This window comes from Candidatus Thorarchaeota archaeon (assembly GCA_013388835.1).
Taxonomy (GTDB): domain Archaea; phylum Asgardarchaeota; class Thorarchaeia; order Thorarchaeales; family Thorarchaeaceae; genus JACAEL01.
The window spans coordinates 1-18,779 of sequence record JACAEL010000022.1 but is presented as its reverse complement, the minus strand read 5'-3'; the positions used below and the strand labels follow the sequence as shown (position 1 = coordinate 18,779).

Annotated in this window: 17 protein-coding genes, 2 tRNA genes and 1 pseudogene; 13 read left to right on the top strand and 7 right to left on the bottom strand. The window is 54.1% G+C overall.

Annotated elements, in window-relative coordinates; genetic code table 11:
- The first annotated feature begins 3 nt into the window (after window positions 1-3).
- The 10 genes and pseudogenes from HXY34_04575 to HXY34_04530 all read left to right on the top strand — a co-directional run bounded on the left by HXY34_04575 (window position 4) and on the right by HXY34_04530 (window position 10,535).
- Window positions 4-2,658 (top strand): annotated as a pseudogene (locus HXY34_04575) (DNA-directed RNA polymerase subunit A').
- A 15-nt stretch (window positions 2,659-2,673) separates the two neighbouring features.
- On the top strand, window positions 2,674-3,882 hold the full coding sequence (gene rpoA2, locus HXY34_04570) for a DNA-directed RNA polymerase subunit A'' (protein ID NWF95395.1): 1,209 nt from the start codon (window positions 2,674-2,676) through the stop codon (window positions 3,880-3,882).
- A 102-nt stretch (window positions 3,883-3,984) separates the two neighbouring features.
- Complete coding sequence (locus tag HXY34_04565; GenBank protein ID NWF95394.1) at window positions 3,985-4,278, top strand: 50S ribosomal protein L30e; 294 nt, start codon at window positions 3,985-3,987, stop codon at window positions 4,276-4,278.
- 32 nt (window positions 4,279-4,310) lie between these two features.
- The gene (locus HXY34_04560) at window positions 4,311-4,724 is read left to right on the top strand and encodes a NusA-like transcription termination signal-binding factor (GenBank protein ID NWF95393.1); all 414 of its coding nucleotides are present in this window, start codon (window positions 4,311-4,313) and stop codon (window positions 4,722-4,724) included.
- Window positions 4,725-4,854: 130 nt separating this feature from the next.
- Entirely contained in the window at window positions 4,855-5,298 is a 444-nt protein-coding gene (locus HXY34_04555) for a 30S ribosomal protein S12 (protein NWF95392.1), read from the top strand.
- Window positions 5,299-5,305: 7 nt separating this feature from the next.
- Window positions 5,306-5,983: a 30S ribosomal protein S7 gene (locus HXY34_04550; GenBank protein NWF95391.1), complete on the top strand. Its 678-nt coding sequence runs from the start codon at window positions 5,306-5,308 to the stop codon at window positions 5,981-5,983.
- Window positions 5,984-6,079: 96 nt separating this feature from the next.
- Complete coding sequence (locus HXY34_04545; GenBank protein ID NWF95390.1) at window positions 6,080-7,258, top strand: PLP-dependent transferase; 1,179 nt, start codon at window positions 6,080-6,082, stop codon at window positions 7,256-7,258.
- Between the two features lie 214 nt (window positions 7,259-7,472).
- Window positions 7,473-8,768 carry a translation elongation factor EF-1 subunit alpha gene (tuf, locus tag HXY34_04540; GenBank protein NWF95389.1) on the top strand — a complete coding sequence of 432 codons (1,296 nt, stop codon included), beginning with the start codon at window positions 7,473-7,475 and terminating at the stop codon, window positions 8,766-8,768.
- Between the two features lie 677 nt (window positions 8,769-9,445).
- Window positions 9,446-9,550, top strand: a tRNA-Trp gene (locus tag HXY34_04535).
- A 331-nt stretch (window positions 9,551-9,881) separates the two neighbouring features.
- Entirely contained in the window at window positions 9,882-10,535 is a 654-nt protein-coding gene (locus HXY34_04530; GenBank protein ID NWF95388.1) for a ribonuclease HII, read from the top strand.
- Between the two features lie 4 nt (window positions 10,536-10,539).
- On the opposite strand, the gene HXY34_04525 is transcribed toward HXY34_04530, so the two are convergent.
- The 4 genes from HXY34_04525 to HXY34_04510 form a co-directional block, all read right to left on the bottom strand.
- The gene (locus tag HXY34_04525) at window positions 10,540-11,508 is read right to left on the bottom strand and encodes a transcriptional regulator (protein NWF95387.1); all 969 of its coding nucleotides are present in this window, start codon (window positions 11,506-11,508) and stop codon (window positions 10,540-10,542) included.
- An 86-nt stretch (window positions 11,509-11,594) separates the two neighbouring features.
- Window positions 11,595-12,029 carry a DUF61 family protein gene (locus HXY34_04520; GenBank protein ID NWF95386.1) on the bottom strand — a complete coding sequence of 145 codons (435 nt, stop codon included), beginning with the start codon at window positions 12,027-12,029 and terminating at the stop codon, window positions 11,595-11,597.
- Window positions 12,030-12,037: 8 nt separating this feature from the next.
- A complete protein-coding gene (locus HXY34_04515; protein ID NWF95385.1) occupies window positions 12,038-12,724 on the bottom strand; it encodes a fibrillarin-like rRNA/tRNA 2'-O-methyltransferase in 687 nt (228 codons plus the stop codon).
- The gene (locus HXY34_04510) at window positions 12,721-13,968 is read right to left on the bottom strand and encodes a C/D box methylation guide ribonucleoprotein complex aNOP56 subunit (GenBank protein NWF95384.1); all 1,248 of its coding nucleotides are present in this window, start codon (window positions 13,966-13,968) and stop codon (window positions 12,721-12,723) included. The genes HXY34_04515 and HXY34_04510 overlap by 4 nt, the downstream gene beginning before the upstream one ends.
- 112 nt (window positions 13,969-14,080) lie before the next feature.
- Between HXY34_04510 and HXY34_04505 the strand changes: the two genes are divergently transcribed.
- Together HXY34_04505 and HXY34_04500 are read left to right on the top strand one after the other, a co-directional pair.
- Window positions 14,081-14,950, top strand: coding sequence for a dihydroorotate dehydrogenase (locus HXY34_04505; protein ID NWF95383.1), 870 nt, complete (start codon window positions 14,081-14,083; stop codon window positions 14,948-14,950).
- A 23-nt stretch (window positions 14,951-14,973) separates the two neighbouring features.
- On the top strand, window positions 14,974-15,789 hold the full coding sequence (locus tag HXY34_04500) for a dihydroorotate dehydrogenase electron transfer subunit (GenBank protein ID NWF95382.1): 816 nt from the start codon (window positions 14,974-14,976) through the stop codon (window positions 15,787-15,789).
- Here the strand turns inward: HXY34_04500 and HXY34_04495 are convergent.
- Window positions 15,779-15,940, bottom strand: coding sequence for a 30S ribosomal protein S30e (locus tag HXY34_04495; protein NWF95381.1), 162 nt, complete (start codon window positions 15,938-15,940; stop codon window positions 15,779-15,781). The genes HXY34_04500 and HXY34_04495 overlap by 11 nt on opposite strands.
- A 119-nt stretch (window positions 15,941-16,059) precedes the next feature.
- On the opposite strand from HXY34_04495, the gene HXY34_04490 reads away from it, so the two are divergent.
- Complete coding sequence (locus tag HXY34_04490) at window positions 16,060-17,658, top strand: tRNA uridine(34) 5-carboxymethylaminomethyl modification radical SAM/GNAT enzyme Elp3 (protein ID NWF95380.1); 1,599 nt, start codon at window positions 16,060-16,062, stop codon at window positions 17,656-17,658.
- Here the strand turns inward: HXY34_04490 and HXY34_04485 are convergent.
- Window positions 17,645-18,448, bottom strand: a complete 804-nt coding sequence (locus HXY34_04485; protein NWF95379.1) for an alpha/beta hydrolase — start codon at window positions 18,446-18,448, stop codon at window positions 17,645-17,647. The two genes, HXY34_04490 and HXY34_04485, sit on opposite strands and share 14 nt — an antisense overlap.
- 124 nt (window positions 18,449-18,572) lie before the next feature.
- A tRNA-Ser gene (locus HXY34_04480) sits at window positions 18,573-18,688 on the bottom strand.
- Window positions 18,689-18,779: the final 91 nt, after the last annotated feature.

The following is an 18,779-nucleotide window of genomic DNA, read 5'->3' as shown; positions in this document are numbered from 1 at the left end:
ATGATGTCTGGTATCTCTACCAAGAAGATTGATGAAATTGAGTTTGGTCTCCTCTCGCCAGAGGACATTCGCAAGATGTCCGTTGCGCAGATAGTGGTTGCTGACACTTACGATGAGGATGGTTACCCCATAGAGAGCGGAATCATGGACACTCGACTGGGCGTGATTGACCCCGGACAGCGCTGCAGGACATGTGGAAATCGTGTAGGTAATTGCCCCGGACACTTTGGGCACATTGAGCTCGCGCGTCCAGTCATGCATGCAGGCTACGCCAAGGTGATTCACAAGGTCTTGCGTGCCATCTGCAGAGAGTGCAACAGGATTCTGTTGACTGAAGAAGAAGTCGCTCATTTCTCCCGACTCTTCAAGAAGTACCCTGACATAGGTCAGAGAACAGCAAACCTCTCAAAGGAGATTCTCAAGCGGGCATCCAAGGTCAAACAGTGTCCTCACTGTGAGGCCGAACAACTGAAGTTGAAACTCGAAAAGCCCACCTCAATATATGAAGTCGGAGAAACAGGTTCCGTTCGACTGACCCCTATTGACATCCGCGCAAGACTCGAGAACGTGTCTGATGAAGACTATATGCTACTAGGTATCAATCCTGAGGCCGCAAGACTGGAGTGGTCGATCCTGACCGTTCTCTCAGTACCGCCCGTGACAGTCCGCCCCTCGATTACTCTCGAGTCTGGAGTCCGATCAGAAGACGATCTTAGCCACAAGCTCATCGATATCATACGTATCAACCAGCGGCTGCGCGAGAACCTGGATGCGGGAGCTCCCCAGCTCATCGTGGAAGACCTCTGGGAACTCCTTCAGTACCATGTCACTACATACTTTGACAATGGGGTGAGTGGCATTCCCCCTGCACGACACAGGTCAGGACGTGCGCTGAGGACACTCTCACAGCGGCTCAAAGGCAAGGAGGGTCGTTTCCGTTCAAACCTGTCTGGCAAGCGAGTCGACTTCTCGGCTCGTACGGTCATCTCTCCGGACCCGAATCTAAGCATGAACGAGGTCGGTGTGCCTGAAGAGATTGCAAAGATACTGACAATACCGCAGAGAGTCACCGAGTGGAACATGGAAGACATGAAAGCTCTTGTGATGCGTGGTCCAGACGTTCATCCGGGTTGTAACTATGTGATTCGGTCTGACGGACGACGAGTGGACTTGAGATTTGTCAAGGAGCGCACCATTATCGCTGACAGTCTGGAACCAGGTTTCATACTCGAGCGACACCTCGACAATGGCGATATAGTCCTGTTCAATCGACAGCCCTCCCTTCACAGGATGTCAATCATGGCTCACGAGGTGCGAGTGATGCCATACCGAACCTTCAGGCTCTCTCTATACGTGTGTCCCCCCTATAATGCAGACTTTGATGGGGACGAGATGAACCTACATGTACCACAGTCGGAGGAGGCTCGTGCGGAGGCACGCGTACTCATGCGCGTACAGGAACAGATTCTCTCTCCCAGGTATGGCGGCCCAATCATCGGAGCGCTGCAGGACTATATCTCTGCTGCCTTCCTGTTGACCAGAAAATCAAGCCTCTACACTCTCAATCAGGTCAACCAGCTGATGGCAACTGCCAAGTATGAAGGCCAGCTCCCTGAGCCTGCTATCAAGGCTCCTGTAGAGCTCTGGACTGGCAAACAGATCTTTAGCATGTTTGTGCCTAGTGGTATCAACATCTCCTTCAAAGCGAATATCTGCAGGAAGTGCTCTGTCTGCAAGAAGGAGAACTGTGAATACGATGCGTATGTGGTCATTCGTGATGGCCACCTACTCTTCGGAGTAGTGGATGAGAAGGCCTTTGGCGCAGGTGAACCGGACTCGCTGTTTCACCGGATAATCAAAGAGAAGGGTTCGACAGCAGCCCGTGTATTCATGGACTCGATAGGACGACTTCTTGTGCGTCTCATCACTGACAGGGGCTTTACAATGGGTCTGGATGATGTGACACTGCCGCGAGAGGCACAGCAGAGAATCAAGAAGATTCTAGAAGACGCTGAAGAGCAGGTGCAAAAGCTCATAGAGACCTACAAGCGTGGAGAGCTCGAACCCAGCCCTGGTCAGACGCTTCTTGAAACTCTTGAGCGGAAGATCATGGCCACACTGGCTCAGGCGCGAGACTCCGCAGGTAATATCGCCGGAGAGCACCTTGGGCTTGAGAACTCTGCTGTCATCATGGCCCAGACGGGCGCAAGGGGCTCTCGACTCAACCTGTCGCAGATGGCAGCCGTGGTTGGTCAACAGGCAGTTCGCGGTCAGCGCATCAGCAGGGGCTATGTCGGCCGCACACTTCCTCACTTTGAACGTGGCGATTTAGGCGCTCGTGCTCGTGGCTTTGTGACTGCAAGCTACAAGAAGGGTCTTGACCCAATTGAATACTAGTTCCACGCAGCAGGAGGGCGTGAGGGGCTTGTCGACACGGCTGTGCGCACATCCACTTCAGGTTATATGCAGCGGCGACTGATGACAGCTCTACAAGACCTGAAGGTGGAGACCGACGGGACAGTCCGTACGGCGCCTGGCAGGATTGTGCAGTTCAAGTTTGGAGACGACGGCGTCGACCCAAGCAAGTCCGACCATGGACGTTCTGTGAACATTGACATAGCAATAGAGAAGGTTCTCGGCAAGGGCCGGAGCGACTAAGGTGGTTGATTACTCATGTCCAAGACCGCAAGTACAATCGATGAGTATATGGAAAAACGCTTCAGCAAGATGAGGGACGAGCGTAGACTTCCTCCGAAGGTCATCGAAGAGCTTGAAGCCAAGACGCGTCAGATACCCGGCCTCACTAAGAAGGAGTTCGATGAGATATGCGACAATGTGCTGGAATCCTATGAGCTATCCCTTGTCGAACCCGGCGAGGCCGTGGGGACAGTCGCGGCTCAGAGCATAGGAGAACCCGGCACACAGATGACCCTGCGGACGTTCCACTATGCAGGTGTGGCTGAGCTCAGCGTGACACAAGGTCTCCCTAGGTTGATTGAGATTGTAGACGCTCGGAACAACCCCAGTACCCCCATAATGCGCCTTCATCTGGACCCTTCGGTTGCCAATGATCGCAGCAAGGCCCGAATGGTGGCCCGAGACATAGAGATGGTCCTAGTGGAGAGCGTCGCCAGCAATATCTCGATTGACCTCCTGCGACAGGCAATTGATGTACGACTTGACCCCGAGTTGATGGAAGACAAGGGTCTCACTCCCGAGCAGATTGCCGAGGCGATACAGTTGAAGATCAAGACCAAAGGAGAAGTAGAGGTCAGTGAGAACTCGGTGTTCGTATACCCGGCCAACGAGACCCTTGCTGAGCTGCAGCGGTTGAGCGAGAAGATTCGAGAGGTCCGAGTGAAGGGACTGAATGCAATCACCCATGTTGTCATCCGAAAAGAAGGCGAGGAGTACGTTCTTCATACCGAGGGTTCGAATCTCCAAGAGGCATTGGAGGTCAAGGGAGTCAATCCTCACCGAATATATACCAATAACCTTCGTGAGATCTACCAGATTCTGGGGATTGAAGCGACTCGCAACGCCATCATCCAAGAGGCCATGAGCGTGCTTAGTGAACAGGGGATGGATGTCGACGTTCGGCACATCATATTGGTGGCTGACATGATGACCACTGACGGTACCATCCGTCAGATTGGCAGGCATGGCATATCTGGGTCGAAGAACAGCGCTCTGGCCCGAGCAGCCTTCGAGGTGACAATCAACCACCTTCTGAACGCGGGCATCGCGGGGGCGAAAGATCCACTGAGAGGAATCACCGAAAATGTGATTCTGGGGCAGCTCATTCCTCTCGGTACAGGTTCAATAGACCTGTTGATGAACCCCCAAGCACCAGTCACTGAGGCACCTGCCAAGAGTCCATAGAAGCGCACGCCCACGGCGGAAGGCATAAAACCACTGCAAGTCTGCAGCAATCCGCCACGGGCTCTCAAGAACGTGAAACATTGAATAGAGAGGTAGACTGATTTGAGCCTTAACGAGTCGATTGCCAGCGCAGTTCGAACCGGCAAGTGCAGGATTGGTGCCAAGTCCTCGATAGATGCCGTCAAGAAAGGCGAGGCGAAAATGATTGTTGTTGCGAGGAACTGTCCCCGCGATGATTACAGCGACTTGGAGCGATACGCACAACTGACTGGCGTCAGAATCGAGGAGTTCGCAGGGACCACCTGGGAGCTCGGTGAGGTCATCGGCAGACCGTTTATGGTCTCCGCCGTTGCAGTCATAGACCCTGGTGACTCGAAGATCCTCAAGCTTCCGTGAGGCGAAGCCTCTTGCCTAGCGTCAAGTTGTCCATGGACGACATGGCATTGATTGCCACCTTCGAGAGAATCACAGGCGCCTCAGCCGTCGACGTTGTTCGCGATGATGAGGCAGACCGGCTCATCTTCGTCGTGCCTGAGAAGCAGCTTGGAAAGGCAATTGGAAAGGGCGGCTGCAATGTTCGTTCCGCATCTGATGCCTTCGGCAGACCTGTAGACGTGGTTGAGATGGCTGACAGCGCAGAGGAGTTTGTGAAGCGTGCATTGGCACCTGCCCGCGTCGAGCAAGTGCGACTCACCGAGACCAGAGATGGGGCGGTGGTGGCTTCAGTCACAGTGAAGAGCGAGGACCGTGGTATTGCTATTGGTCGCGACGGCCGAAATGTGGCACGGGCAAGGATTCTAGCGAAGAGACACTTTGGTCTCGACAACGTCATGATTGCCTAGTTTCCTGCATTGCATAGGCCTCCGTTTCACAATGCTTAAAAGGCGACAGCAGGGCGATGCTCTGATTACCGCCTAGTGCGCCCCAAATGTGGGTGCATCACAGCGCACAACCACCATACGAGGTATTCAATTGACAGATTCGAAGAGTCCTGTCGGTGAGTTCGCCGGACGAACTCTCAAGCTCAAGCGCAGGAAGTTCCGCTGGAGCAGGTCAACTTACAAACGTAGAAAGCTCAAGCTTGCAAAGAAGACTGACCCACTTGAGGGAGCCTGCCAGGCACGAGGCATAGTTCTCGAACGCGTCGGTGTCGAGAGCAAACAGCCCAACTCCGCTATCAGGAAGTGTGTCCGCGTGCAGCTCTCAAAGAACGGAAAGCAGATCTCGGCCTTCCTGCCGGGTGATGGAGCTCTCAAGTACGTAGATGAGCATGACCAAGTAGTGGTGGAAGGCATAGGTGGCGCATACGGTGGTGCATTCGGTGACCTGCCTGGTGTTCGGTGGCGTGTTACAAAGGTCAATGGCGTATCACTTGAGTCACTCATCTATGGAAAGAAGGAGAAGCCTATACGCTGAGGTGAATATGATGTCCGACGACAGGAGAGACGACTCGGCACGTACTGAGACCTCTGAGAGTGCCCCGATAGACGCGGCATCGAAGACAACTTCAGGACTGCTTCTGTTTGGCAAGTGGGACCCGACTGGAGTAGAGATCAAAGACCCCGGTCTCGTCCGATACATCAGCCTCAAGCCTGTACTTGTACCACACACCTCCGGTAGGCACGCTGCCCGCAGCTTCCACAAGTCGTGTGTGCCGATTGTTGAGCGATTTGCCAACAAGCTCCTTAATGGCGGTGGCCGCAAGGAGAAGAAGACCCGGACTGGCCGCAGCTCAGGCAAAAAGCTGAGAGCAGTCTCTCTGGTCCGAAGGGTCTTTGAGATGATTGACTTCAGGACTGGTCTGAACCCCATCCAAGTGCTCGTGACCGCCATAGAGAATGCTGCACCTGCAGAGGAGACCACCAGAATCTCCTATGGTGGAATGGCTTATCCGCGTTCTGTGGACGTGTCACCACAGCGGAGAGTTGACGTGGCCCTCAGGTATCTCGCAATCGGAGCGGCCCGCAGTGCACACGGAAACACCAAGTCCTACGAGGAATGTATTGTTGACGAACTCCTATTGGCGTTCAAGGGTGACCCGGGCAGCTTCGCGGTGTCTAGAAAGGAAGAACGCGAGCGCGTTGCCAGGTCTGCGAGGTAGTCCAGTTCAGAGCCGCCCACGACCAAGAGAACTAAGTCTTCCTCTTTCGCATATGTTATCAGTTTCCAATCTCATTGAACTGACCAGTTGAGCACAATGCGAAAGAGGTCTCTAAGCACCAGGTGTGTACAGGGAAACCGTCCAAAGCATGCGGGCCCGGCCGTAGAACCGATTGTACAGGCCTCCACTTTTGTCTTCGATAACCAGCAGGATCTGTTGGCGGCGGTCACTGGTGTTTCGAACAAAGACGTCTACACTCGCTGGAGTAACTCTACAACACGGAATGTGGAAGAGAAGCTCAGTGCTCTCGAAGGCACCGATGACAGTGTAGTCCTATCCTCCGGGATGGCTGCAATATCGTCCACAGTCCTTGGTCTTGCACGAAAAGGTGACAGGATTCTCTCATGTGACTCCATCTATGGCGGCACGCTCCACTTGTTCGAGGACATCCTTCCCAAGTTTGGAATCGAAACGGACTTCGTCAGCACGGAGTGCCTTGTGGACGCAATTGTCGACTCCAAATCCAAGTACCGCCTCTGCTTCTTTGAGTCCCCCACAAATCCTACACTGCGAATAGTCGATATCTCTGCGGTCGCAGAAGGTGCTAGGTCCAGCGGAGTCATCTCTGTGATTGACAACACCTTTGCGACACCAATCAATCAGCGCCCCCACGAGTTGGGGATTGATGTGGTGATTCACAGCGCAACCAAGTACCTAGGTGGACACAGTGATATCATAGCAGGCTCAGTTTCCGCCTCCAAAACACAGCTTGAAAGGATTCGGAGCACGGCCAAGCTCTTGGGCGGGACAGTCGACCCCTTCGCGTCCTTCCTTCTCGACAGAGGAATCAAGACTCTTGAGCTACGTGTGAAGCGGCACAATTCCTCTGCCTTGTATTTGGCGGAAGAGTTACTCAAAGACAAGCGAATAAGACGAGTCCATTATCCTGGCCTCCCTGACCACCCGGGTCACAGCATTGCGCGTAGGCAGATGGATGGTTTTGGAGGCATCCTCACACTTGACCTCTGCTGTGATTTGAGAGTCGCAGAGATGTTTGTTGACTCGCTCGAACTGTTTCTGAACGCGGTGTCCCTAGGCGGCGTCGAGAGTCTGGTCAGTATCCCCGTACTCACTACACACCACGGTATTCCTAATGAGGTGCTCGCTGGCATGAACATAACAGAGTCGACGGTTCGGCTCTCCGTAGGAATCGAGGATCCCGTTGATTTGCTTCAAGACATAAAGGACTCACTTGAGAGTGCATTCAGTGTGTGACTGTTTCCATTACAGTCACCGATTTCGACGTTGAAGTCCAACGGTGGTCCGTCTTGTTAACAGTATAGTCAACCACATACTCCAGCTCCTCAGTCAGAGTTCTCATTCTCTGGTCACTGCGCTTTGACGAAAGCATTAAAAGCAACTCACCAAGAGAGGCCCAAGCAGGTTCCCAACTAGGGGACTCTGTAGATATGTACTAGGTGAACAACCCTTGTCCAAGAAAGATAAGGAGCACCTGAACCTGGTCGTCATCGGACATGTCGATCATGGCAAGTCCACGATGACTGGCAGGTTGCTCTACGAAACAGGCGCTGTTGACGAGAGAACGTTCCAACAGCATAAGGCCGAAGCAGAGAGACTTGGGCGGCCCAGCTGGGCATGGGCTTTTGCGCTGGACCGTCTGAAGGAAGAGCGAGAGCGAGGTCTCACAATCGACATCGCTTTCTTCAAGTTCATCACCGAACGGTACTACTACACCATCATCGACGCACCGGGTCACAAGGACTTCATCAAGAACATGATCACGGGCGCCTCTCAGGCCGACGTGGGAATGCTTGTTGTGTCTGCGAAGACTGGTGAGTTCGAGGCTGGCGTTGGTGTCGGTGGACAGACCAAGGAACATGCCTACCTTGCTATGACCCTAGGCGTTCCATCACTGATTGTCTGTATCAACAAGATGGATGACGTCAAGTACAGCGAGGAACGTTACAAGGAGATCAAGGAGGAGGTTGGCGGTTTCCTCAAGAGTATCGGCTACAAGATTGACCAGATTCCCTTCATTCCCACATCTGCAATTGATGCAGCCAACCTCAAGGTCCGCACACCAAATCTGACACCTTGGTACAATGGTCCCTGTCTGCTGGAAGCGCTCGACCTTGTCACGCTCCCACCCAAACCGATTGACAAGCCCCTGCGACTACCGTTGAACGATGTCTATTCCATCAAGGGTGTTGGCACAGTACCCGTAGGCCGCATCGAAACTGGTGTCATGAAGCCCGGCCAGAAGGTCATCTTCATGCCCCCCAACAAGGTCGGAGAAGTCAAGACCATAGAGATGCACCACGAGCAGCTTGCTCAAGCCGTCCCTGGCGACAACATCGGCTTCAACGTGCGCGGCATCGAGCGCAAGGACGTTGGACGTGGTGACGTTGTCGGTCCTGTTGATAATCCGCCAACAGTCGCTGTGGACTTCACGGGGCAAGTGATGGTCATACAGCACCCAACCGCTATCACGGTGGGCTACACCCCTGTCGTCCATACTCACACCGCCCAGGTGGCCTGCAGGTTTGATCAAATCCTCAAGAAGCTCGATCAGCGTTCTGGTCAGGTGATTGAGGAGAATCCGGACTTCGTCAAGAAGGGCGAGTCCATGATTGCCAAGCTGGTGCCCCTGAAGCCGCTCGTCATCGAGAAGTACAAGGAGCTCCCCCAACTGGGCCGATTCGCAGTACGTGATATGGGTATGACTGTGGCCGTTGGAGTTGTTCTTGACATCACCAAGAGATAGTATCCTGTCATTCTGAGAACGTGGGCCTGCAAGGCCCCCGTTCTTCTCTGTTTCTGAAAGCACTATCTTTTGTATCAGCTTCAGGTACAACTATTACTCATTGAGTCGATACTCAGTCAGACTCAAAAAAAAAGAAGATGAATACCCGACCAGATTGCTTCTGACGTCCTTTCGGGCTAAGCTGAGGCGAGGCTGCACAGGAATGAACAACCTCGCCTGTATGTGGTCTTCTTCCCTGAGTCTTCACCAGGGTAGACTTGGGTCCGGGGGCAACGCTGGGTACACTTTGTTCACCTCGTTTCACAGTTCTTGACCTCATCCGAATGCGTCCCCGCGACTTCAAATGACACCCACAAGAGCGTCGATGTATCAAAACCCCATCTTCCACTATCCTGCTCGGCAGAACTGACATGACCTTAAATCAAGTCGCGACTCACATCCCCATCTGTGGTCCTTGCCTCCTCGCTCAACAGTCCCCGAGTGCAGGAGACATCATCGCTGACCGTCCTCTGACCGCGGACGTGCGTCTGGTCTTCGATGCGGTAGGAGTGCCCACCTTGCTGTAGTGAACGTTGTCAGTCTTCATCCGTTCATATGTAATGTCATCTCGTACTGCCTTAACGGGCGAAATCTTCTTATTACTGCCCTCCCTGCGTCGGTATGCCCACACTAGCAACGGGGGCGTGGCCTAATCCGGTATGGCGTCGGGCTCCAGATCTTATGACAACGGGGTCATAGAATGAGCCACTCGCAGGTTCCGAGTTCAAATCTCGGCGCCCCCACATTCTCTCAGGACATACCTAGAAGCCTATTGCCGTTGAGAGGAATTGTGCCTAGAGTTCGTGTCTGTGGTGTCCGAAGACCATCGAGTGTAATTCATGGAGAGAGATGTCGACGACACAAGAGTCTGCAAAAGACTGCCTGAGTGCCGGATCGACTCGAACGCGTTGTAAGTGGAACTTATATGGCCAGATGTACTTGTACTGAGAATCAGGCCGTCCGAGACTTGCGTGCCTCTAAGGAATGGCTTCAGTGCAGTGTCCTGGGCATGACAAGTCTCCTATACAGGACAATGTCCAACTAGATACGAACGATGCTGAGGAATCTGCTGGAATGAGTCCCCTGCCTCCTGAGTCATGGCGCATTGCGGGCGTCGATGAGGCCGGACGGGGGCCCATGATTGGACCACTCGTGGTCTGCGGGGTCCTTGCAGACCCGGAGGGCATTCTGCGTCTGAAGGAGATTGGTGTGCGCGACTCCAAGAGCCTGACTCCCAGAAGGAGGAGTGCCCTCTGTGAGGCGATTCGGGAGATTGCCATTGACGTCTCTGTACAGACAGTTTCTGCTGCAGACATTGATCGGCTCAGGACACAAGGAGTCACGCTGAACGTGATAGAGGTCCGCGCCTTTGCTCTGGCGCTACGTACTATGAAGCCCTCCAGTGCCATACTGGATGCAGCAGACGTCAATCCGGAACGATTTGGCAGGATGGTTCTGGAGCACGCCGGGATTCAGCCAGAAGACTGCACATTGATATCCTGTCACAAGGCGGACTCGACATATCCCGTCGTGTCTGCTGCATCGATAGTGGCAAAGGTCGAGCGCGACTCTGCAGTGCAGCTTCTGCATCGCGAGTATGGTGACTTTGGGTCTGGTTATCCCTCCGACCCCAAGAGTATCGCCTTTGTCAGAGGCTTCCTAGAACGGCACGAAGAACTGCCAGACATAGTACGAAAGACTTGGAGGTCTTCTCGTCTGTCAGAATGAGTAATCAGCCATCAGAACGTTCCGCTATTATTCTCCGCAGCTCCTGTGGCTTGTCTATCTCATCAAGCTCGAGTTGTCTTATGACCGGGATGTCCGCGATATTCTCGTCAGCCTTTCCTTCCTCGATAATCACCACTGCCTCCGACTCGGTGACCTTGGAAACGCTCTTGATTATCTCCACCCGCTTCTGTAGCCCCGGGTTCCTGATTGACCCCACACTCGACATCAGTGGAGGACCTTTCTCCTTCGCAGCCAGGTCGAATGGTGCACGGTCCGTCCACAGCACCTTCATTCCCAGGCGTTCAAAGAAGTCCCTGACACGTTTCTCCAGATATGAAACGTTCTCTGGGATTTCAGGCAGGTTTCTCTGTGTCAGACCTTTGGTATCCGACTTGCGAAACACATCAATTGGAATTATCAGGTCTGTTTCAAGGACTGTTTCAAGCTGCTCTGCGACCTCGGTGCTCACATCCATCTCCTCCCTCTCGTAGGCAAGAATCGCCCGTGCAGACACCTGTACACAGTCTGCAAGCTGCTCCTGAGTCATCCCGCGGACTTCACGAGCCCTCCTGAGTTCCGCGCCATCTATCTCTACAAACCTGCCGCCCCTCTGTACAAAGCTCCGAGGCCGTTTGTCTTCTGAGACCTCGCTAGCTATTAGCGCTGGTGTGATTGCTGTGACTCCATACCGGCGGTAGACCAGTCCCTCCTCTAGAGGGCTGCGACGTGTCCTGAGCCCTACCACGAGCGGGGTTGCGTTAAAGAAAGCGGCGACAATCCCCAAAGCCTTGGCATCCTCCTCTGTCATGGCATCTATATTTGCGAGCACCTTGACCAAGACAATCTGGTCTCCCCTGCGAGCCACTAGGTCAAAGCAGCTGGGTCTGATGTCACAGCGAGTGGATATAGTAAATCCAGCCTCCACTAGGCGGTTTTCGGCCTCTTCTAGGAGCTGGGTTCTATCTCTTGTCATACTCACTATCAGAAAGACTCCGTGAACCTGCCTTTTCAGATTTGCTAATTGGCAGCTGAGTCGAAGACCGAAGCAAGAAACGGACTCTAGCATTGCGTGGTGAATCCGATGCAAGTGGTCGAAGGCAACCTTCTCCTGACCAGTTGCACTTGAGGGCGGGCAAGTCTGTCGACTGCCTCCCAGCTTCCGAGTCTGTCCCAGTCTCCGTCTGCGTCGCCCAAGATGCGATGGATCAAGAAGAGTGTTGGTTTTGTCCCAGCCACTGTGTAGATTCCCTGTCCTAAGTCCATTCGTCTCAGAATCACCACCGGAATCATCACATCACCGTGGTACCGTTCTGGGACTTCACTGGCAACGTACTCCAGCTCCTTCCTGACTAGGAAGGAGGTCTCGCCCCCTCTTGTTTCGTACGTGGGTCTGCTCATCCTCATTAGGTCCCTCAGAGGCACAGCCTTCTTCGGAAGGTGGTCGTTTACGCTGTCAATCTCGCGTTCCAGCATACGCTCAATGTGATCGCTCAAGGAGCGCTCTACCTCACTCTGACTGTTACCATCATGTGGTCCTTCTCGAAGGGCTCTAGGTTGACCTCTTCAACGACCTCCAGTCCTAGCAAGTCGAGATTCGTTATCTCTCGATCAATGACTTGGGATGCGTCTGATGCGGAGTCTATGCTTCTTGCCTTGATGGCAATCATCCCCCATGACCCGAATGAGCAGAATGTCCTGAGATTGTCAGAGAGGATTCTTGCTTGGTCCGGCTGTGCTACATCTTGGTAGACCACGTCAACCGTGCCGGTCAGCAACGAGGTGTATCTGGATGGGTGTCGCGCATCCTCTACTATCGGCACAACATTCGAGCGCAGCCCTGCAAGCCGCAGGAGTCCCCTTGCGGTCTTTGCTGAGAACTCAACCGCAGCAACCAGACCTGTTTCCCCAACCACGTCCGAAACATGGCTCACTGTGGTACCAGATGCTGCCCCCAAGTACAGCACTCTGGAACCGGGTTGGATTGGGAGTTCCCTCAGTCCATTCTGAATGGCTGCTGACAGCTTGGACCTTCTCGGAGACCATTGTCGGTAGACATCTTGATCGACCTTCACGACTCGCTCTCCATAGAAGCTCTGAATGTCCTGCGTCAGCGACTTCGTCGCAAGGTACTTCCTGTCTTCCTCTTCTGTCACATAGACACCGGGAAATCGATGGTTGGTGACTCTCAATGTCGCCTACCTCCTCTCCCAGATGGTTTTCCGAAACCACGCCCTCTTCGATATGTACGCCTCGGCTCGCCCCTCTTGGTTGGTCTTGGCGGAGGTGCCTCCGGGTTCTGCCTTCTTATCTCTTCAACACGCCTCTGGAAGCTCAGTCGGAGTTCTTCGCCCATGTCTCTCTTGGAGAATGCGTCGATTCTTGCTGCTATCGAGAGTTTGCCTGCCAGAGCCCTGGCAATTCTTCCTCTTTGCCAGTAGGGTGCTGCGTTGATATCGGCGACCTGAAAGATGACTCCGTGTTTGGGTGGGTCCGTTCCTGTCTTGAGACTTCTGAAGAGTGCTCTCTCAGCACCCAGTACCTGAACTGTGCTTGACGGACGGGCTGCCAAGTCCTTTAGCGAGCCTGCCAGACTAATCAATCTGGCCCCCACCACTGGGCCCACTAGGGCTGTTATGTTCGGCGCGATGGACTTCATCATTGTCTGAATGTACTCTTCAAGTCGCCGTCGTGACCTATACATGTTTTCAACGGTTTCAGCCAGAGTGCGGATGGCCTCCAAATCCTGTTCACTCAGTGTTCCTCCTGTGCCGCTGACTGAAGAAGACACCACCGCATCCGCCAGCTCTGCCGTCAGACCCATCTCTCGGAGTGCGTCAAGGTCCACATTCTCACTCGTCCTCACGTTAGTCACGAGTCTGCTGAAGACCTCATTGTCTTCCACCAGACGGTCAAGTGCTGGCTGGTACATGGAGAACCACTCGCGGGTTCGCATGGCTATTATGTTGATGGCCTTGTCCAACTCGTCAATGGCATCTATCGCTTGCTTTGTCAATATGTCCCTCTCTTCACTGGCTCGCGTTATCGTCTGTTGTGCGAGCCCAACTGCGACCTGCTTCAAGAACCGCTTTGTGTCACATTCTGGACCTGCGGTCTTGGCATTGACTAATTGGTCCACCAAGGCTGTCCTGAACCACTTGATTGGCAAAGACACAGTTTCAAGCCTAGTTTCTAGCCCCGTGTTGGTCAGTGCCCTCGCCATCTCCGGTTGCTCGACCACCACTGCCTCGGGGTTGAGGGCTCTGACTCTGTTGACCATCTCCCCCAGCATGTCAGTGGTCTCTCCCTGATTGAGCTGGCTCAGTTCCTGTATGGACTTCTCGATATCCGGATAGGTCCACATCTCAATCAGGACTCTGCTGTTTTCATCAAGGGCGAACAACCCGTATGCAGTACTGACGAGGTAGACTAACATGACTCGGGAGCTCCAATAGTTCACTGGAGTCTAGGTGCCTGATAAATGTCTGTCTCTTCGGCCGCCCTTGTGCTTATTACACCCGTCCGGTATCTGACAGGGGCGAGTGCGCATGAGGATCTCCGGTTACTGGCTTGCATCGGGCGTGCTTGGGATGACTGCATCACTGCTCAGAAGAGTCGCGCGAAACGGGGCCGACGCAGTTGTGACGAAGTCCATTGGTCTGACCCCGCGCAAGGGACATGACGGTCCGGTACTGACAGTCTCACATGGAGGTCTCCTGAACGCAGTCGGTCTGACCAACCCCGGTATCGATGCTTTTGTGGACGAGCTATCAGACCTCGCAACGATCGGGGTCCCTGTTGTCCTCAGCATATTCGGTAACTCTCTTGACGAGATTGCAAAGGTCGCATCAAAGGCTGCCGAAGTCCGGCCTAGCGCAATAGAGCTGAATCTGTCCTGTCCTCATGCAGAGATAAGTCAGATATCGCATGACCCCCAGCTGACGTATCGCTACGTAAAGACCGTGAAGGACCTAGTGAGTTGTCCGGTCTTCGCAAAACTGACGCCGAATGCGTCAGACATCGTGTCGGTGGGCGCCTCCGCGGAGAGAGCAGGTGCGGATGCAGTGGTAGCAATCAACACCGTACGCGCAATGCGCATTGACATCCACCAGCGACGACCTGTGTTGGGCAATCGTTTTGGTGGGCTGTCCGGTCCTCCAATCTTCCCAATTGCCGTACGTTGTGTGTACGACCTCTATCAAGCGCTGAGCATACCTGTGATTGGTGTGGGCGGAGTGTCTACATGGGAAGATGCAGTAGAGATGCACTTGGCGGGCGCCAGTGCCATCCAGATTGGTACGGGTGTCCTCTGGGGAATGGACGTGTTCAAGAGAGTTCGGGAGGGTGTGGAGGCCTACCTGCGAGAAGCGGGCTTCTCTGAGCTTTCTGAAATCATAGGTCTTGCTGCGCGGAGTTGATTGTCATGACTATAGAGCACAGGATGGGTCGTCCAAGGTCTGTAAGAATCAGGCGCGTGAGACAGGAAAACAAGCGTGTGCGTACACTGTATCTTGAGTCGGACCATGCTGAACCATTCCAACCCGGTCAATTCCTGATGGTCTGGACGCCGGGCATAGATGAGATTCCAATGAGCATATCCTATTGGGAGGACTCTGAGACCGGCATCTCGGTATTGCCTGTGGGACCTGCCACTCAGGCTCTCGCATCGATGTCAGAAGGCGACCGTCTGGGACTCCGTGGCCCGTTTGGGAATGGTTTCCGAGTCTTCCGGGACAGAGCATTGGTTGTAGGTGGCGGCATTGGAATGGCGCCTCTTCGGCCGCTCATTCACAGTCTGGTCCAGCTGGGGGCTGAGACCACTGTGGTCGTAGGCGCTAGAACGAGTAGTGAGTTGCTGTTTGAAACCGAGCTGAGGTCCATCAAGACCCCTAGACTGACTGTCAGGACTGCTACAGATGACGGGTCCGCAGGATACCGCGGGCTCGCGACACAACTGGCAGCGGAGATTCTGAATGAGTCGAGTTTCGACAGGGTATATACCTGTGGTCCTGAGATGATGATGATCAACCTGTATCGTCTCACACGTGAACTTGGTATTCACATTCAGGCATCTCTGGAAAGGCATATGAAGTGTGGCTGCGGCCTATGTGGCACCTGTGCCATGGACCCGACTGGTGACTTGGTCTGCTTGGACGGTCCTGTATTTGATGAATCACGCCTCATGGAGCTGACTGAGTTTGGAAACTACCAGAGGGATGCCACAGGAGTGAAAAGGAGCTTCTCCTCTAAGCTCTGACACCGACGGTACGCCCGCGGATGAACCTCTTGACATAGTTGCGCTTGTTGCGCACGCGCGGGATTGGAGTATGTCGCTCACGCCCGGTGACCTTTGGCGTGGACTCTCGGACCTTTCCCGCCTTTGTGAGTGAGCCGTGTGAACCTGGCATATCTTGTTCCCCTGTTCATATTCATGGCTCTGCCAAGCCAATAAAAAGCTATCCAAGCATCACCATCTTTTTGCCCCCTATCGTGGCATTAATGAGCACATCCCACTCAGCAGGCTCCAATGCCTGAAGCGACATCCGCCTCCGTCTGCAGAGAGATTATCGAAGAGATCCTGCGTTCAGAGGTACCCCTCGACAGGCATCACATCAACCGGCTGAAGAACCGGGTCTGCGCAAGGTATCATCTACCCACAATCCCATCTAATGCGGACATACTTGGACATGCGCGACCGGAGGAGGTGGACTTTCTGAGCAGACTGCTACGCAAACGCCCGGTCCGGACTGCTTCCGGGGTGGCAGTGATTGCTGTCATGACTCGACCGCAGGCCTGTCCCCATGGCAAGTGCGCTTACTGTCCCGGTGGGCCAGACCTCGGTGTTCCCCAGAGCTACACCGGCCATGAGCCTGCAACCATGCGAGGGATTCAGAATGACTTCGATCCGTTTCGACAGGTGCACAGTCGGCTTGACCAGCTCCGGGCCACCGGTCACACAACCCAGAAGGCCGAACTGATTGTCATGGGTGGCGACTGGTGCTCAAAGGACGCCCAGTATAGAGCAGAGTTTGTGAAGCGTTGCCTTGACGCGATGAATCAATCCGAGAGTGGGAGTCTGGACGAGGCAAAGCGAAAGAATGAGAGAGCGCCTGTCCGGAACATTGGCACAACATTTGAGACACGACCCGATCTGGTGACCCCTGGCAGCGTTGACGAGCTACTCTACATGGGCGCTACAAGGGTCGAGATTGGTGTCCAGACTCTCTCTGACTCAATTCTTCACCGCGTTTCGAGAGGCCATGGCGTTGACTCCGTTGTCCGCGCCTCTCAGCTACTCCGTGACAGTGGCATAAAGGTGGCGTACCACATGATGCCGGGGCTCCCGGGGGCTACATTCGAGTCCGACTTGAACGACTTTCGCCGTCTCTTCTCAGACCCGGCCTTCCGGCCCGATATGCTGAAGATCTACCCTACGATTGTGGTCAAGCACACAAAGCTCTATGAATGGTGGACGGCTGGGGAATACCGGCCATATGATACTGACCAGACTGTAGGTCTCTTGGCAACTGCCATAGCCGAGATGCCCGAGTATGTCCGAATCCAGAGGATGCAGAGAGACATCCCACTTCATCAGATAGAGGCAGGACTTGACTGTGGCAACCTTCGCGAGCTTGTCCAGAAGCGGATGAACCAGCTTGGTCTCAGGGACCGTACCATCCGATATCGGGAGGTGGGACACTACGAACTCAGGACTGGCAAGAGAGTCAACATGGCGGATGTGGTCTTGGTCCGAAGGGAGTACGACGCCTCTGGGGGCAAGGAACTGTTCCTGTCTCTGGAAGTCCCTGAAGATGACGTTCTAGTTGGTTTCCTGCGCCTCCGACGCCCGAGCACTGCATCGCACAGACGGGAGATGACAGCTGGGCCTTGCGCGATTATCCGAGAACTGAGGGTATATGGGACAGCTGTTGAACTGCGTCAGAGAAGGAGTGATGCGTGGCAGCACTTCGGAATGGGTGAGTGGCTCATAGAGGCTGCAGAGAGCATTGGGCGCGATGAGCTTGGAGCAGACACGATTCTTGTTAACAGTGGTCTGGGTGTGAAGGAGTACTACCGGCGCCTGGGTTTCAGGGACTTGGGCCCCTACATGGCTAAGTCGCTCTAGGACTGGGAAGCTCAGAAAGGAACTTCTCTAATGCCCGGTTGAATCCCATCGGGTTCTCCAGATTTGATGCATGTCCTGCCCCTGGGATTACCACCTTTCTCGAGTTTGATATCAGCTGGAGCATCTTCTCTGCGTGTGGAAAGACCGACTTGCGTTCATTCTCCCCGATGATTACCAGAGTCGGCACTGATACAGACGCCAAATCGAGTAGTTCAAAGTCATACGCCGCCTCAATCACTTTCAGGAGTTCTTCTTGACTCATTGCAAGCTGCTTCTCTACGAGGTATTCACGCACACTTGGGGCCATCTTGAAGAACCGGAATGAGAAGTCTGCATACCTCTTCCTGCTCATGTTCCTAACCATCCACAAGACCAACCTCTTCGGAAACAATGCCTTCTGCACTCTGTCCGAGAAACGCAGTGTGGTTGACACTGCAGTGTCAGCAAGGACTAGACCACGAAGATTCTGCTGATATCTCACAGTGTATTCCTGAGCTACCATACCTCCCAACGAGATGCCGCAGATTACTGGTTCCCTGACATCGAGACTCTGTAGCAGTGCATTCAAGTCGTCCGCAAAGAGTCTGCAGCTGTATCTGCCGTCCGAGCCCTGAGACTTGCCATGTCCACGCAGGTCATATGTGATCACACTGCACTTGTCTGCAAAGTACTCCACCTGTGGACGCCACATGTCCCGGTCACATGCCGCCCCGTGAATGAAGACAATCGGAGGACCAGCTCCCTCGAGCTCGTAGTATGTCCGCACTCCATTGGTCTCTACAAATGGCATGGATACTGATGCACAGATACAAACGAAAAGGATTCCGCTCTTTTGTTCCTCCCCTAATGCACCTGCGAGAGTCCCATGTCCTCATTCGCTCTCTGCGGCAGCCGTCCACGAGTACTGCCATTGGTGGCGCCGAGGAGGAGATGTGTTCGGCCCGACGTAGTGTCGCAGCCCTTGAACTCCTGCGTGCAGAGCACACCGGTTCTCAAGACCGGCGCCGTGGTCCAACTTGGCTACCTCGGCACCCAATGCCACCCCTGAAGGGTTGTCTATGTGTCAGCCGTGAGAACTGCTTTTAAGCTTCTTGTACGTCCTCTCTCCGGGAGGTTGACAG